The organism is Streptomyces sp. RLA012, assembly GCF_056270325.1.
The window spans coordinates 5,643,162-5,656,672 of the sequence record NZ_JBWDPA010000002.1 but is presented as its reverse complement, the minus strand read 5'-3'; the positions used below and the strand labels follow the sequence as shown (position 1 = coordinate 5,656,672).

The following is a 13,511-nucleotide window of genomic DNA, read 5'->3' as shown; positions in this document are numbered from 1 at the left end:
TCACCGGGTGTCACCGGGTGTTACGGGTGTTAGGGGAGGGCTGGAACCGGGGTGTTCACACCGCTGTGTTCCAGCCACTCCCGGTACGCGGGTGCCTGCCGTGCCGTCTCCCAGTACGCCGCCGCCAGTTCCGGATAGACGCTGTCCAGGTCCGCCTCCGTACGGGCCGCGAGCAGCAGGCGTACGCCGAGGGGGTCCCCGTGCAGGCGGCGGACCGCCGTTTCGGGGCCGGACTGGCGGGTCGGCTGACAGACCGTGACGACCTCGCCGGTGGCGACCAGGGACGCCGCGGTGTGGTAGTCGCCGTGCAGGACCCGCGGGTTGAGCCCGGCCGAGCGCAGCATCCGGTGCACGGCGTCCCACTCGCCGTCGACCGTCGGGTCGATCATCCAGCGGTCCTCGGCCAGTTCGGCGAGGCGTACGACGGAGCGCGCGGCGGCCGGGTGGTCGCCCGGCAGGGACACGAACTGGGGTTCGCGCTCGACCAGGACGCGCAGCCGCAGCCCGTCCGGGATGCGCAGCGGGCAGCCCTCCACCTCGTGCACGAAGGCCGCGTCGAGCCGGCCCTCCGCGACCAGGTTGAGCAGGGCGTTCGGGGAGACGTCCATCTGGAGGAGCGGTTCCTGGCGGCGTTCGCGCAGCCGGCGCAGCCAGCCCGCGAGGGCACGGCTCGCGGTGGAGCCGATGCGCAGCTGGAGGCCGTCCGCGGCGGCGGCCCGTGCCTCCGCGACCAGGGACCGCATTTCGGCCACCAGGGGACGGGCCCGGCCGAGGACGATCCGGCCCAGCGGGGTGGGGCGGCAGCCGGTCCGTTCGCGGATGAACAGCTCCCCGCCCAGCTCCTGTTCGATCCGGCGCAGCTGTGTGCTCAACGAGGGCTGGGCGACGCCGAGTTGGCGCGCGGCGCGGTGCAGGCTGCCGGTGTCGGCGATGGCGCACAGCGCACGAAGGTGCCTGACCTCAAGCTCCATGCCTGCGGAGCCTAAGGCGATGGAAGGGCTTTCACCAGACGCACAAACCCCTTTCAAAACAGGCGAGTTGGGCGCACCGGGACGCGTCGGCGGGTTCCTCGATAGGGCGGTGCTATCGCCGATTGCCATCATCACAGCGGGCGCACAGACATCGACACTCACCGATGACGACTTCACCCCCCACATGAGGAGTCATCGATGCGACTGTCCCTGCCCCTGCTCTCGGCCGCGGTCGGTCTGGGCCTCACGGCCGCCGCGCTCGGCACGGTCCCGGCCACGGCGGCGCCCGCCCCCGTGTCCACGTCCGCCGCCTACGCGGGCTACTCCGGTTCGGGCGAGGAGGCCAAGGCCAACCAGGCGTTCTTCCAGGCGGTCATCAGGTCCGTCGCCGAGAAGCGCGCCGCGAACCCGAGCAGCGCCGCCGCCGTGACGGTGATCTACAACGCCTCGCGCGCGCCCTCCTTCAGCGCCCAGATAGCGCGCAGCACCCAGATATGGAACAGCGCGGTGACGAACGTGAAGCTCCAGGCGGGCACCGCGTCGAGCGCCGACTTCACCTACCGCGAGGGCAACGACTCGCGTGGCTCGTACGCCTCCACGGACGGCCACGGCAGCGGGTACGTCTTCCTCGACTACGCGCAGAGCCGGCAGTACGACCCGATCCGTATCACCGCGCACGAGACCGGCCATGTGCTCGGTCTGCCCGACCACTACACCGGCCCGTGCAGCGAACTGATGTCGGGCGGCGGCCCCGGCACGTCCTGCACCAACGCGATCCCCAACGCGACCGAGCGGTCCCGCGTCAACCAGCTCTGGGCCAACGGTCTCGCACAGGCACTGGACAAGGCGCTGGGCAAGACCAACGTCCGCTGACGCCGGCCCCCACTGACGTACAGCCGGCCAGTCCCACCCCCCACAGGTGCGGGCCGCTCCCTGCACGGGCGGCCCGCACCCCCCTGTCCCGGGACCGGCGGGTCAGTGCGGCGAGGCGATGGAGCGGGCCGCCGCGACCTCCTGCCGGAGCGGTTCGAGCACACTGCCCTCCGGCCCCGTGAGATCCGTACGGACCGCGACGAGGACGTCCGTCTCGCGCAGTCCGTCCGCCAGCTCCCGCAGTTGCAGTACGACATGGGCCACCTCGGCCGGGGAGGGGTGCCGGGCCCCGTGCCGGACGCGTACCCCGGCCGCCGTCGTGGCGTCCACGATCCGTTCGGAGGCGACCACGAGCGGCAGCCAGGCGGCGGCCCGCCGGCCGTTCGGCGGCGGTTCGGTCAGGGCGCGCTGGAACTCCGTACGGATGGCGGACAGGTCGCGGTAGAGGCGGCGCCGCATACGGGCGCGGGCGGCGGGGTCGACGTTCTCCCCGAAGGCGTACTCCACATAGCGGGCGGTGTCCGCGACCGTGTTCGCGAGGCGGTCGCCGACCCGGGTGTGCCAGCTCTCGGGCCACAGCAGATAGCCGGCGACGAGGGCGATGGCGCAGCCGATGAGGGAGTCCAGCAGCCGGGGGACGAGCAGGGCCGTGCCCTTGTGGTTGAGGACGTCGGACAGCAGCAGGATCACCGGGGTGATGGCGGCGGTCTGGTAGCTGTAGCCGCGTGGGGTGAGGACCGGGATGAGCGGGGCGAGGACGAACAGGACCCAGACGTCCGACCAGCCGAGCGGCACCACCTTGAGGATGCCGGCCGCGACGACGAGCCCGGCCACCGTGCCGAGCGCCCGCAGCAGCGCCCGGGAGAAGACCGACCCGAAGTCGGGCTTCATGACGAAGGTGACGGTGAGCGTGATCCAGTACGAGCGCGACACCGGGACCAGTGAGATCAGGCACTGGGCGAGGCCGATGCAGACGGCCAGGCGCAGGCCGTAGCGCCAGGAGGCGGCGGACAGCAGGACGCTGCGGGCGGCGCGGGTGGCACGGACCTGCAGAGCGGCGATGGGGGTCCCCCCTGTTCGAGCGGAGTCGAGAGCTTGGGGGATGCCGAGGCGGTCGTCGACGTTGTGCAGGAACGCCTTTCCGGTGGACCGGTCTCCGACGACCGCGGCGGCGTGGCGCAGCGCGTGGTCGACGGCGCGCGAGGTCTCGTTCGTCGGGGCCGGGAGGTCGATCCCCATGGGGCCGGTGCGGCCGCTCTCGACGGCGTCGGCGAGGTGGCGTACGGCGGCGGGGACCTCGGGGGGCAGCGGCACGCCGTACTGGTGGGCGGCCGGGGCGGCTTCGATGACGGGTGTGACGGCGTTCAGCTGGGCGAGCAGCCGGGCGAGGTCGGGGTTGCGGCCGTGGTGGAAGGCGCGCTGGGCGAGGGCGATGTCGTACGACTCGTTGAGGGACTCGGTGACGGCGAAGCGGAGGTCGGTGTACTCCTCGGTGCCGCACGCGGCGAGCAGGTCGGCGACGGTCCGGTAGGTGTGGGCGACGGCGGCCCGTTCGGGGATGCCCGAGCGCAGTGGCCAGCCGAGCAGCGCCAGTGCGAGGACGAGGAGGCCGCCGCCGGACATCAGGGCGGGCGCCAGCCACCACGGGCCGGGCAGCGGGAGTCCGGTGCCGATGGCGCAGTTGAGGAGCAGCAGCAGTCCGGACACGGAGGCCACGGCGCCGATGGTCGAGATCATCCCGGACACCAGCGCGACGGCGGTGACGGTGCAGACGGTGACCCAGCCCTGGCCGTAGACGAGCGCGCCGACCGTGACGCCGACCGCGCCGAAGAGCTGGGGGACGGCGATGGTGAAGACACGCATCCGGTACGCGTCCGCGGTGTCGCTGATGACTCCGGACAGGGCGCCCATGGAGGCGAGGGCGCCGTACGCGGGTCTGCCCGCCGCGAGGCCGATCGCGAGCGGCAGGGCCAGGGCGACGGCGGCGCGGACGGCGGCGGCCCAGGGGATGGGGGCCTGCTTCGGCCTGAGGTTCCTGACCAGCCAGTCGGGAGGGGCGAGAACGCTGGGCAACTGGCGGGGCATGGCCCCATTATGACCTCGTCACGCCTTCGCCCCGCGGGCTCATTCGCGCTGGTGGAGGGTGATGTCGACGATGAGGGCGCGGTGGTCGCTGCCGGTGATGCCGAGGAAGGTGGCCCGGTTCGCGGAGAAGTCCTTGCTGACGAGGACATGGTCGATCTGGGCGCCGAGGGCGGGGGCGGTGCGCTCGGGCCAGCTGGGCGCGCGCGGGGATCCCGCCAGCCGGGCGCTGTCGCGCAGGCCGGTGTCGAGGATGCGGCGGAACGCGGCGTGGTCCTGGGAGGCGTTGAAGTCCCCGGCGAGGAGAGTGGGGGTGTCCTGGTCCGCGGCGGCGTAGTCCCGCAGTTCCCCGAGCTCGCGCCGCCAGACGCCGACCTGGCCGGGCAGCGGCGGCATGGGATGCGCGAGCTGGAGCCGTACCGGGTGCCCTCGTACGTCGGCCACGGCGCCCGGCATTCCCATCGTGCCGGGTACGCCGGCCGCCGCCGTGAGCGGGAACCGGCTGATGATCACGGATCCTTCGGAGCCGCCGCCCTCGACGGCCGCCCGGTAGGGATAGGCACCGCCCCGGCCTTGGAAGGCGTCCTTGAGCGCGCCGGAGCAGGTGTACTCGCACTCCTCCACGAACACGATGCCGGGCTTCTGCCGCCGGATCTCCGCGACGAGCGCGCCGGCTCCCCTGCCGAACTGCACGTTGGAGGTCATCACCCGCAGCTCGGCGACGGGATTCCCGCTCGGCTCGCTGGTCCTCCCGTACGGCTCGATGTACCAGGCGAGCGCGCCCAGTACCGCCACGCCCCACACCATCCCGATCCGCCAGCGTGCGAGCACGGCGAGCAGCAGCCCGAGAGCGGTGGGCGCCAGGAGCCAGGGCAGGAAGGCGAGCAGCTGGGGCACGGGGGTGATCCCGTCGCTGTCGGCGCCCCGGCAGCCGACCACCGCGCTCACCCCGGCCAGCAGCAGCCCGGCCGCCCAGGCCCCGGCGACCCGCCCGCCCGATCGCCGCCCCGCTCTTTCCTCCGGGCCCGCCCACTCGGCCGCCGCAGTCGCCACGTTCCGGCCCGCCTTCCGCTCGTCCGCGTGGGGTGCCCGAATCCTCCCTCAAATCCTCCCTCAAAGACGGGACGGAGCGGAGGAGGGTTGCTCCTTGGGCATCTCCTCGGGCATCTCGTCAGGTGTCTCGTCAGGTTTCGCCACAGGTTTCACCACAGGTTTCACCACAGGCGTCGCCTCGGGCATCGAGTCCGTTCAGGAAGTCCGCCAGCGCCGCGTCGAACTCCTCCGGCCGCTCCAGGTTCGGCAGATGCGCCGCCGAACCGATCACCCGCAGCGTCGAGTCGGGCAGCGCCGCGTGCATCGCCTCCGCGTCCCGGACCGGGGTGTACTCGTCGTCGGCGCCCACGACGACCAGGGCCGGGACGGCGACCCGGGTCAGCAGGTCGCGGTAGTCGGGGCGTTCCGCCCGCCCCCGCAGGGCCGCCGCCGCGCCCTGCGGCGGAGTACCGGTCATCATGCGGTGTACCCGCGCGGCGACCCGGGGGTCGGCGTACGGCGCGACCATCCTGTGCAGCACCTCGTCGGCATACCCCCGCATCCCCTCGCGCAGCAGCCGGTCCGCCATGGCACCCCGCGCCTTCCTGCCCTCCGGTGTCTCGGCCGCCGGGAACGTGTCGGCGAGCACCAGCCCCCGGATCCGTTCCGGAAACAGCCGGTAGCACTCCATGGCGATCTGGCCGCCCATGGAGAGTCCGGCGAGGATGAACCGGTCCACGCCGAGCTCGTCCAGCAGTGCCGCGATGTCCTCGGCGAAGACGGAGAGCGGGGTGAGGCCGGGGACGACCGGAGAGGCGCCGTAGCCGCGCAGGTCCGGGGCGATCACCCGCCGGGACCGGGAGAAGGCGGTGATCTGCGGGGTCCACATCGTGTGGTCGAAGGGGTGGCCGTGGATCAGGACGAGAGGGAGCGCCGTGGCATCGGCGGCGCCCCCTTTGTCCTCGTACGCGAGGAAGGGTGCCATGGTCACGACCCTAGGTCCGCCCAACTCCTCGGTGCAATAAGATCTTTGCCCTCGGTGCAATCCGGCCGTGCGGTGCAATCCGGCCGTGCGGTCCGAGCAGTCGTGCGGTCCGAGCAGTCGTGCGGTCCGGAATGCCGTGCAGTCCGAACAAAGGGGAACGTTCACGTGGTGGACGACTACCGGCGCATCGCCGACCGGCTCGCGGACGACATCGCCGCCGGACGGCTCAAGCCCGGCGAACGGCTGCCCCCGCAGCGGACGTTCGCCCGGCGGCGCGGGATCGCGGGGTCGACGGCCGGGCGGGTCTACGCCGAACTGGTCCGCCGCGGGCTGGTGGTCGGCGAGGTCGGGCGCGGCACGTTCGTCCGGGCCGCCGCCCCGGTTGCCTCGGGCCGTGCCCTCGCCGAGCCGTCCCCCGACGTCCCGGCCCCGCCCGGCCAGGACGGCGCCTCGTCCGCCGCCCCCGTCAACCTGGAGCTCAACTACCCGACCGCGCCGGGCCAGTCGGAGCTGCTCGCCGCCGCCCTGATGCCGCTCCTGCGCCCCGACGTCCTCACGGAGTCCCTGCGTACGGCCGCCGCCACCGGAACGGCCGCCGCCCGCGAGGCCGCCGCCACGCTCCTGGCCACCCCGGGCTGGCGCCCCGACCCGTCCCGGCTGGTCTTCGCCGGCAACGCCCGCCAGGCCATCGCCGCCGCGCTGACCTCGCTCGTCCGGCCGGGCGGCCGCGTCGGCGTCGAGGCGCTGACGTATCCCCTGGTCAAGGAGATCGCCGCCCGGCTCGGCCGCACCCTGGTCCCGCTGGCCATGGACGACGAGGGGCTGCGCCCGGAAGCGGTCGCGGCGGCCCACCGCTCGGCGCCGCTGTCCGCCGTGTACGTCCAGCCGACCCTGCACAATCCGACGTCGGCGACGATGGGGAACCCGCGCCGCCGTCAACTGGCCGACGTGGCAAGGGACTTGGACATCCCGCTCGTGGAGGACCGCATCTGGTCCTTCCTCCACAGCGGCCATGATCCCCTCGCCGCCCACGCCCCCGAGCGCACCTATGTCGTCGACGGCCTCTCCAAGCGCGTCGCGCCCGGCCTCACCGTCGGCTTTCTCGTGGTGCCGGAGGGCCGCGTGGAGGACGTGGCGGCGGCCCTGCGCTCCGGCGCCTGGACCGCGGGCCGGTTCGCGCTGGAGGCCGCGGTGCGCTGGATCGGGGACGGCACGGTCGCGCGACTGGTCGCCGCCAAGCGCGCGGACGCGGCGGCCCGGCAGGCGCTGGTCGCCGAGCACCTGGCCGGCTTTCGCGTACGGGCCGACGCGCGGGCGTACTACGCCTGGTGGGAGCTGCCCGCGCGCTGGCGGGCGGACACGTTCACGGCGGCGGCAGCGGCGCGCGGGATCGCCGTGACCCCGGGACCGGCCTTCTCGGTCGTCCCGGCGGGCGCTGCGGACGCCGTCAGGCTCGGACTCGCGTCGGCTGCTCCGCCGAGGCTGGCCCGGGCGCTCGCGACGCTCGCCGACGTCGCGCGTACACCGTCGTGAGCAGGGCGGTCAGCGCCACCGTGACGCCGAGCGCGAGCAGTGCCCAGGAGACCAGGCGCAGGGTGCCCGTGAGGGCGTCGTAGACCGCGCCCACCGCCGTGGGGGACACGTCGGGCGGCAGGTCGGCCAGGGTGAGCCGGCGGCCGACGGAGACCGCCACACCGAGCAGCGTGGCGCCCAGTGCCGTGCCGAGCCCGGTGGCCAGTACCGCGCGTCTGCGGCACACCGCGACGAGGATGCCCGTCACGGCGAGGACGGCTGCCGCGACCGGCAGCCAGAGACCGGCGACTTCGAGCACGTGGAACCCCTCCCGGAGCTCGACCAGGTCCTCCGACGACAGCACCGTGACCTCGGTGTGCTCGATGGGGATGCGGTTCGCCAACGGCATGTGCTGGTAGGCGAGTTGACTCTTGACCTGCTCGGCGATCGGCGCGAGGTCGATCGTCACGGCCTCCTCGCGGTCACTGTGCAGGGCCCGCATCACGGCGTCGTGCGCGGCCCGGTTCGCCGCCTGCCACGCCGTGCGGAACGCCGGTGTCTGTGTGAACGAGCGCGCCGCGTCCCGTACGAAGTGGTTCACCGGCTCCTGGAGCCGTGCCCCCACGTGGACTTCGCGCAGGATCCCGTCCGTGACGGCCCCGGCGATCGCCTCCCGCACGTCCGTGTCGGCGGCCAGCGGCGCCATGGAGGTCTCGTAACGCTCGGCGTCGCCGATCCCGTACGTCGCCCAGGTCGAGAGCGCGCCGAGCGGCGCGAGCAGGCAGGCGAGCACGATCAGGACGGCCGACAGGGCGCCGCGGACACGAGGGGACACCCCATCAGGCAAGGCCGCGCGGGCGCCGGACGCGAGCCGGATGACTGCATTTGGGCGCATACGACAAGCCGAACGGGGCCCCGAACGACGGGGACGACGTCTTCTCAAGTGGAGGGCTCACCCGAACGGGTGTTTCCTGGTTCTGGGGAGAAGAAGTGGTTCGGGGGAGAAGAAGTGGCTCTGGGGGGAAGAAGGCGGAAATGCACTTCCGGCACTTCCCATGGCTCCTGGGACTCGATCCCAGGGGGTAGGTGAGTGAGGGAGGTGCACGAGGCCCCGGCAGCCTGCCGGGACCTCGTGCACCATGCGCCCTTCGCGCCCTCGGACCGGGCGCCGTCGGTCAGCTCACCGGATGGCCCGCCGCGTCCTCGTGCGTGTAGAAGCGGTAGAAGGTCCCCGCGAACACGAACGCCGCGATCCCCAGAGCCGTGAACGTGGACCGCAGCACGGAAGCACCGGTCAGGCTGTAGAGGAACCCGAAGGAGACGCCCGCGAACACGGTCCACAGCAGCGCGTGCAGTTCGCGCCTCATCACCGGTGCCAGCCAGCGGACGCCGATGTAGGCGGCCGCGACCACGATCGCGCACACGAACCCGAACAGGACGTTCCAGCCGGTGATCGGTCCGGCGTCGCGCTGGTTGGCCGCCGCCCAGTACCCGTAGAGCAGCCCGCCGACGACGGGCACCGCCCACTTCGCGACGGTGTGGGTGCGCGCGTCGAAGATGTCGGGTGCGCGGTGCGTGCGCGCCGCCCATGTCGAGCCCGCTATCCCCGCGGTCCCCACTGTCCGTACCGTTCCCGCTGTCCGTACCGCTGCTGTCGAATGCCGTGCCCCTGACGCCGATGAGGCGGCTGCCGCGTGAGTCATGGGAGCACTCCTCTCTCCTCGCCCCTGCCTTCCAGGGCACACCCCGCCGGGACGGCTGGCAAGTCGGGATGCGGTGGCCCTGGCCTCGTGTTTCGCTGAGTTTCAAGAAGCTCGTCCGCTTCGGCACCACCGGCAGGGTCGGCTGCCCGGAGGTCGCGCCCGGAGAGGCGGTGGCGCACTGACGAGGAAGGGGCGGTACGGCGACGTGGGCGCCCTGCGACGCATCCGAGACCTGTCGCCGCTGCTCGGCCCGGTACCACCGGAGCAGCGCGAGGACTCCGTCCAGCGGCAGAAGATGCTGCGGGTGCGCGGCCGCAGTGTCGCCTGGGTGCCGCCGCTGCTCCTGCTCATCGGTATCGGGCTGGCCGACTGGAACACCTCCGACCAGTTCCGGATCATCTCCTGGATCGTTCTCGTCCCGGGCATCGCGGCGGCGATCTGCGGGGTGTGGACCACCGCCCTCTTCGCATGCCTCTCGGTCATCACCTATATCGAGGTGGACGCGTCCTGGCAGCACCAGTACCGGATCGGACTGTCCGACTTCATCCTCCTCAGCGTGGGCAGTGTCCTCGCCGTCCTGGCCTGCGGGGTCCGGATCCGCGGCGAGCGGCGCATGCTGCACATGATGGACGTCGCCGCGACCACCCGGCGCGCGGTGCTGCGCCCGATGCCGCCCGGCTGGGGCGGCCTGGACCACGCGGCCGTGTACCTCGCCGCCGACAGCGAGGCCCGGGTCGGCGGGGACTTCTTCGACATCCAGCCGGGCCCCCGCGGCACCCGGCTGCTCCTCGGCGATGTGCAGGGCAAGGGGCTGGGCGCGGTGGAGACGGCGGCCGCGCTGCTCGGCACCTTCCGAGAGGCGGCGTACCACGAACCCGCCCTGAGCACGGTCGCCGACCGGCTGGAGGTGCGGATGCTCCGGCACATCGGCTACCGCAGGGAGGTCGGCTGCGACGACGTCGACCGCTTCGCCACCGCCGTCCTGGTCGGCTTCCCCGACGACGGCCGGGACACCGTCGAGGTCGTCAACTTCGGCCACGAGCCGCCGCTGGTGGTCGCCCCCGACGGCGTACGCACCCTGCCGCCGGGCCACGGACTCCCACTGGGCCTGGCCGAGTTCACCGCCGACCCGCCCCTGGTCCTGAGGGTCCCGCTGGCCGTCGGCGAGACCCTGCTGCTGGTCACGGACGGGGTGACCGAGGCCCGCGACGCCGACGGCGTGTTCTTCCCGCTCCTCGACCGGGTGGTCCGCGCCGTTGCCGAGGACCCGCGCGTCGCCGAGCCGCAGCATCTCGTCGAACTCGTCCGCGACTGCACACTGCGCCACTGCGGGGGGCGTCTGGCCGACGACACGACGATCTTCGCGGTACGGCGGCAGGGGACTCCGAAGGGCACGGCGAACGGCACGGCCGACGGCACGGCGAACGGCACGCCGGACGGCACGGCGAACGGCATGTCGGACGGCACTGCGGACGGCATGTCGGACGGCACTGCGGACGGCATGTCGGACGGCACGGCGGACGGCATGTCGGACGGCACGCCGGACGACACGGGCGGGGGCACAACCCAGCCATAGGAGGGCGTTTGCCCGGCCGCCGTCCCCTCTTTGCAGGCGCAGCGGTTACGGTGCTGGCGTACGTGATCGATGGGGAGGGAGGGAACCATGCCCGGAACCGTGCTGCTGCTGGCGGCCTCGCCGGTGGGCAAGGGGTGTCTGGTGGACGCGGCGTCCGTACTCCCCGTACTCGCTGCGGTGTCCCCCGCGGTGCTGTCCGGCACGGACACCGCGAACGTGGTGGAACTGGCCGACCCCTTGGAGCCGCAGGCGGTACTGACCCGGCTGCGCGCGGCGGCCACGGCCTCCGGCCCGCTGACGATGTTCGTGACGGGCCAGCTCCAACTGGACCGCCGTCAGCGTCTGCCCCACCTCGCGCTGGCCCGCACCACCCCGGCGACCGTCCGCTACACGGCCTTCCCCTGGCACTGGATCGCCGAGGAACTCCGGCTGCGGCCGCCGGGCTCGACCGCGCTGCTGGTCGATCTGCACGCCGACGCGGAGACCTGGGAGCACCTCGCCACCAGCCCCCTCACCATCGGGGCGGGCGTCGGCCTGTACGGGAGGATCGCGCCGCCGCCGCCCCGGCGCACGGTGGCGTCACCGGCGTACATGAAGGCCGTCGCCACGATCCTGCGCAGCGGGCGCAGGCCCGAACTGCCGCTGCTGCACGAGCAGTCGCTGGCCCGCGTCGCGGCCGAGGGCGGGGCGCAGGCCGGGATCGTGCTGGCGGCGGACGCGCGGATTCCGCAGGTCCCGGACCCGCATGCCGCGATCACAGCGGCCGCGCAGGCGGGCCGGCACGACGAGGCCGCGGCGCTGGCCGCGCGGTGGGAACAGGAGGCGGTCCGCACCCGGGGCGCCGCCTCCGAGGAGGCCCTGCACTGGGCGGAGGTCCGCGCGGACCTGGCGATGCTCGCGGGCGACCCGGTCGGCAGCTGCCGGATCTGGCTGGCGATCGCCGGCCACCGGCTGGAGGCGGGGCAGTCCTCCGACACCCCGGCCGTGGAGTCCGCCGTCGACCGGGCCCACCACCAGTGGGGCCAGATCGACGACTACGCGCGGGCCGTCGAACTCGGCTCCGCACTGGCCGAGTTGCGCCTGCGGGTACCCGGGCGCCGGCAGGGCGCGCTGGACCATGTGCAACGACACCTCAGCCGACTCCAGGCACGGGTGTGATTTTTGGGGCGCGTGGGTGCCACGGCCCCTGTCAAGAGCCTCCCCCCGGCCTGACGAGGTACGCGAGCGCGCCGGACACCAAGGTCCGTACGCCCGGTGCGAGCGTCGCCAGGTCGGGGGCGAAGTGCGGGCTGTGGTTGCTGGGCACGGCCGCGAACTTCTCCATGAGGTCGTTCCCCGGAGCCGCGTCCCACACATCGGCCGGGGTGCTGGTCACGAACCAGTAGGAATACGGGATCCCCCCGTCTCCGTCTCGGCCTCTGTCTCCGTCCCCGTGCCCGTGCCCGTCCCCGTCTCCGTTCGCGAGCCGCGGGAAGTCCTCGCTGCCCATCGCCGGGCCGGGGTCGAGGATCGTCCCGGCGCCGAAGACCTCGCCGTGCACGGCGGCGGTACGCCGGTCGGTGTCCGGGTCGTTGACGGTCACCGGGAAGCTGTTGCCGACGACGACGTCCGGCTCGCGCGGGCAGCCGGCGGCCACGCACTCGCCCCCCGCGATCCGCCGGACCGCGGCGATCATCCGCTCGCGCACCTCGTCCGACTGCGTACGGATGTTGAGGGCGATCCGGGCCTCGGCGGGGATGATGTTGTGCCGGGTGCCCGCCTCGATCCTGCCCACGGTCAGCACGGCCGACTCCCGCGCCGCGATCTCCCGGCTGACGACGGTCTGCAGCCGGGTCACGATGTACGCGGCGGTGACGACCGGATCGACGGTCGTCTCCGGACGCGAACCGTGCCCGCCCCTCCCGTGCACGACGATGTCGATGTCGGTGGAGGCGGACATGATGAGACCGGGCCGATGGGCGTAGAACCCCGTCGGACCGGGCGCCGCGTGCTGGGCGAGCAGCACGTCCGGCCGCGGGAACCGCTCGTACAGACGGTCGTCGACCATCGCCGCCGCGCCCTCGCCGGTCTCCTCGGCGGGCTGCCCGAGCACGAGGAGCGTCCCGGACCAGGTGTCGCGCCCGGCGGCGAGCGCCCCGGCCGCGCCCGCCAGCCAGGTGACGTGCAGATCGTGGCCGCAGGCGTGCATCACGCCGGGCGTCCGGGAGGCGTACGGCAGTCCGGTCTCCTCCTGCACCGGCAGCGCGTCCATGTCGGCGCGGAGCAGGACGGTCGGTCCGGGCCCGTTCGACAGGATCCCGACGACTCCGGTGCCGCCGATGCCGGTGACCGTGTCGAACCCGGCCTTGCGGAAACGTTCGGCGAGCGCGGCGGCCGTCCGGTGCTCCCGCATCGACAACTCCGGGTTCCGGTGCAGGTCCCGGTAGAAGTCCGCCAGGTCGGGGACCGGGAGGTCGGCGGTGAGGTCCAGCGCGATGCGTGCGGCAGGCGAGGTCACGGAGCCAGCGTAAGGGCCGCCGGCGGGACGGGGGGAGTCCCGCCGGCGGCAGTCTAGTGAGTAGCGGTGGGGCCGGCGTGGTGGGAGAGCGTGGGGTCGGTGTGCTGGAAGCCCTCGGCCGGATCCGAGGCCCGCGCGGGCCCCGCATTCGCTGCCAGGACCAGGGCGGCGACGGCGATGACGGCTGCGCCGAACCCTCTGAAGTAGCGCGCGGAAATACGTCGGAGCATGGCGACCTCGCAACAACAGCGGCGTATTAAGCAGGCTTAATCCGCCGCTT

General features: G+C 73.2%; 12 protein-coding genes. 4 read left to right on the top strand and 8 right to left on the bottom strand.

What is annotated here, in order from left to right:
* Window positions 1-29: 29 nt before the first annotated feature.
* A complete protein-coding gene (locus tag RV986_RS25850) occupies window positions 30-971 on the bottom strand; it encodes a LysR family transcriptional regulator (RefSeq protein ID WP_475919678.1) in 942 nt (313 codons plus the stop codon).
* A gap of 198 nt (window positions 972-1,169) precedes the next feature.
* Between RV986_RS25850 and snpA the strand changes: the two genes are divergently transcribed.
* Complete coding sequence (gene snpA / locus RV986_RS25845) at window positions 1,170-1,844, top strand: snapalysin (protein WP_475919677.1); 675 nt, start codon at window positions 1,170-1,172, stop codon at window positions 1,842-1,844.
* Window positions 1,845-1,946: 102 nt separating this feature from the next.
* Here the strand turns inward: snpA and RV986_RS25840 are convergent, their stop codons facing one another.
* The 3 genes from RV986_RS25840 to RV986_RS25830 form a co-directional block, all read right to left on the bottom strand.
* Window positions 1,947-3,929 (bottom strand): FUSC family protein, encoded by a 1,983-nt coding sequence (locus RV986_RS25840; RefSeq protein ID WP_475919676.1) that lies wholly within the window; start codon window positions 3,927-3,929, stop codon window positions 1,947-1,949.
* A 39-nt stretch (window positions 3,930-3,968) separates the two neighbouring features.
* Window positions 3,969-4,979, bottom strand: coding sequence for an endonuclease/exonuclease/phosphatase family protein (locus tag RV986_RS25835; RefSeq protein WP_475919675.1), 1,011 nt, complete (start codon window positions 4,977-4,979; stop codon window positions 3,969-3,971).
* Between the two features lie 130 nt (window positions 4,980-5,109).
* Window positions 5,110-5,943 carry an alpha/beta fold hydrolase gene (locus RV986_RS25830; protein WP_475919674.1) on the bottom strand — a complete coding sequence of 278 codons (834 nt, stop codon included), beginning with the start codon at window positions 5,941-5,943 and terminating at the stop codon, window positions 5,110-5,112.
* Between the two features lie 168 nt (window positions 5,944-6,111).
* On the opposite strand from RV986_RS25830, the gene RV986_RS25825 reads away from it, so the two are divergent.
* On the top strand, window positions 6,112-7,476 hold the full coding sequence (locus RV986_RS25825; RefSeq protein ID WP_475924429.1) for an aminotransferase-like domain-containing protein: 1,365 nt from the start codon (window positions 6,112-6,114) through the stop codon (window positions 7,474-7,476).
* Here the strand turns inward: RV986_RS25825 and RV986_RS25820 are convergent.
* The gene (locus RV986_RS25820; RefSeq protein WP_475919673.1) at window positions 7,391-8,290 is read right to left on the bottom strand and encodes a hypothetical protein; all 900 of its coding nucleotides are present in this window, start codon (window positions 8,288-8,290) and stop codon (window positions 7,391-7,393) included. The genes RV986_RS25825 and RV986_RS25820 overlap by 86 nt on opposite strands.
* A 340-nt stretch (window positions 8,291-8,630) precedes the next feature.
* A complete protein-coding gene (locus RV986_RS25815; protein WP_475919672.1) occupies window positions 8,631-9,074 on the bottom strand; it encodes a hypothetical protein in 444 nt (147 codons plus the stop codon).
* Between the two features lie 379 nt (window positions 9,075-9,453).
* Between RV986_RS25815 and RV986_RS25810 the strand changes: the two genes are divergently transcribed.
* The gene (locus RV986_RS25810; protein ID WP_475924428.1) at window positions 9,454-10,734 is read left to right on the top strand and encodes a PP2C family protein-serine/threonine phosphatase; all 1,281 of its coding nucleotides are present in this window, start codon (window positions 9,454-9,456) and stop codon (window positions 10,732-10,734) included.
* Between the two features lie 87 nt (window positions 10,735-10,821).
* Complete coding sequence (locus RV986_RS25805) at window positions 10,822-11,892, top strand: serine/threonine-protein kinase (protein WP_475919671.1); 1,071 nt, start codon at window positions 10,822-10,824, stop codon at window positions 11,890-11,892.
* Window positions 11,893-11,923: 31 nt separating this feature from the next.
* Here the strand turns inward: RV986_RS25805 and RV986_RS25800 are convergent, their stop codons facing one another.
* A complete protein-coding gene (locus RV986_RS25800; RefSeq protein WP_475919670.1) occupies window positions 11,924-13,231 on the bottom strand; it encodes an amidohydrolase in 1,308 nt (435 codons plus the stop codon).
* Between the two features lie 53 nt (window positions 13,232-13,284).
* Window positions 13,285-13,461, bottom strand: coding sequence for a hypothetical protein (locus RV986_RS25795; protein WP_475919669.1), 177 nt, complete (start codon window positions 13,459-13,461; stop codon window positions 13,285-13,287).
* Window positions 13,462-13,511: the final 50 nt, after the last annotated feature.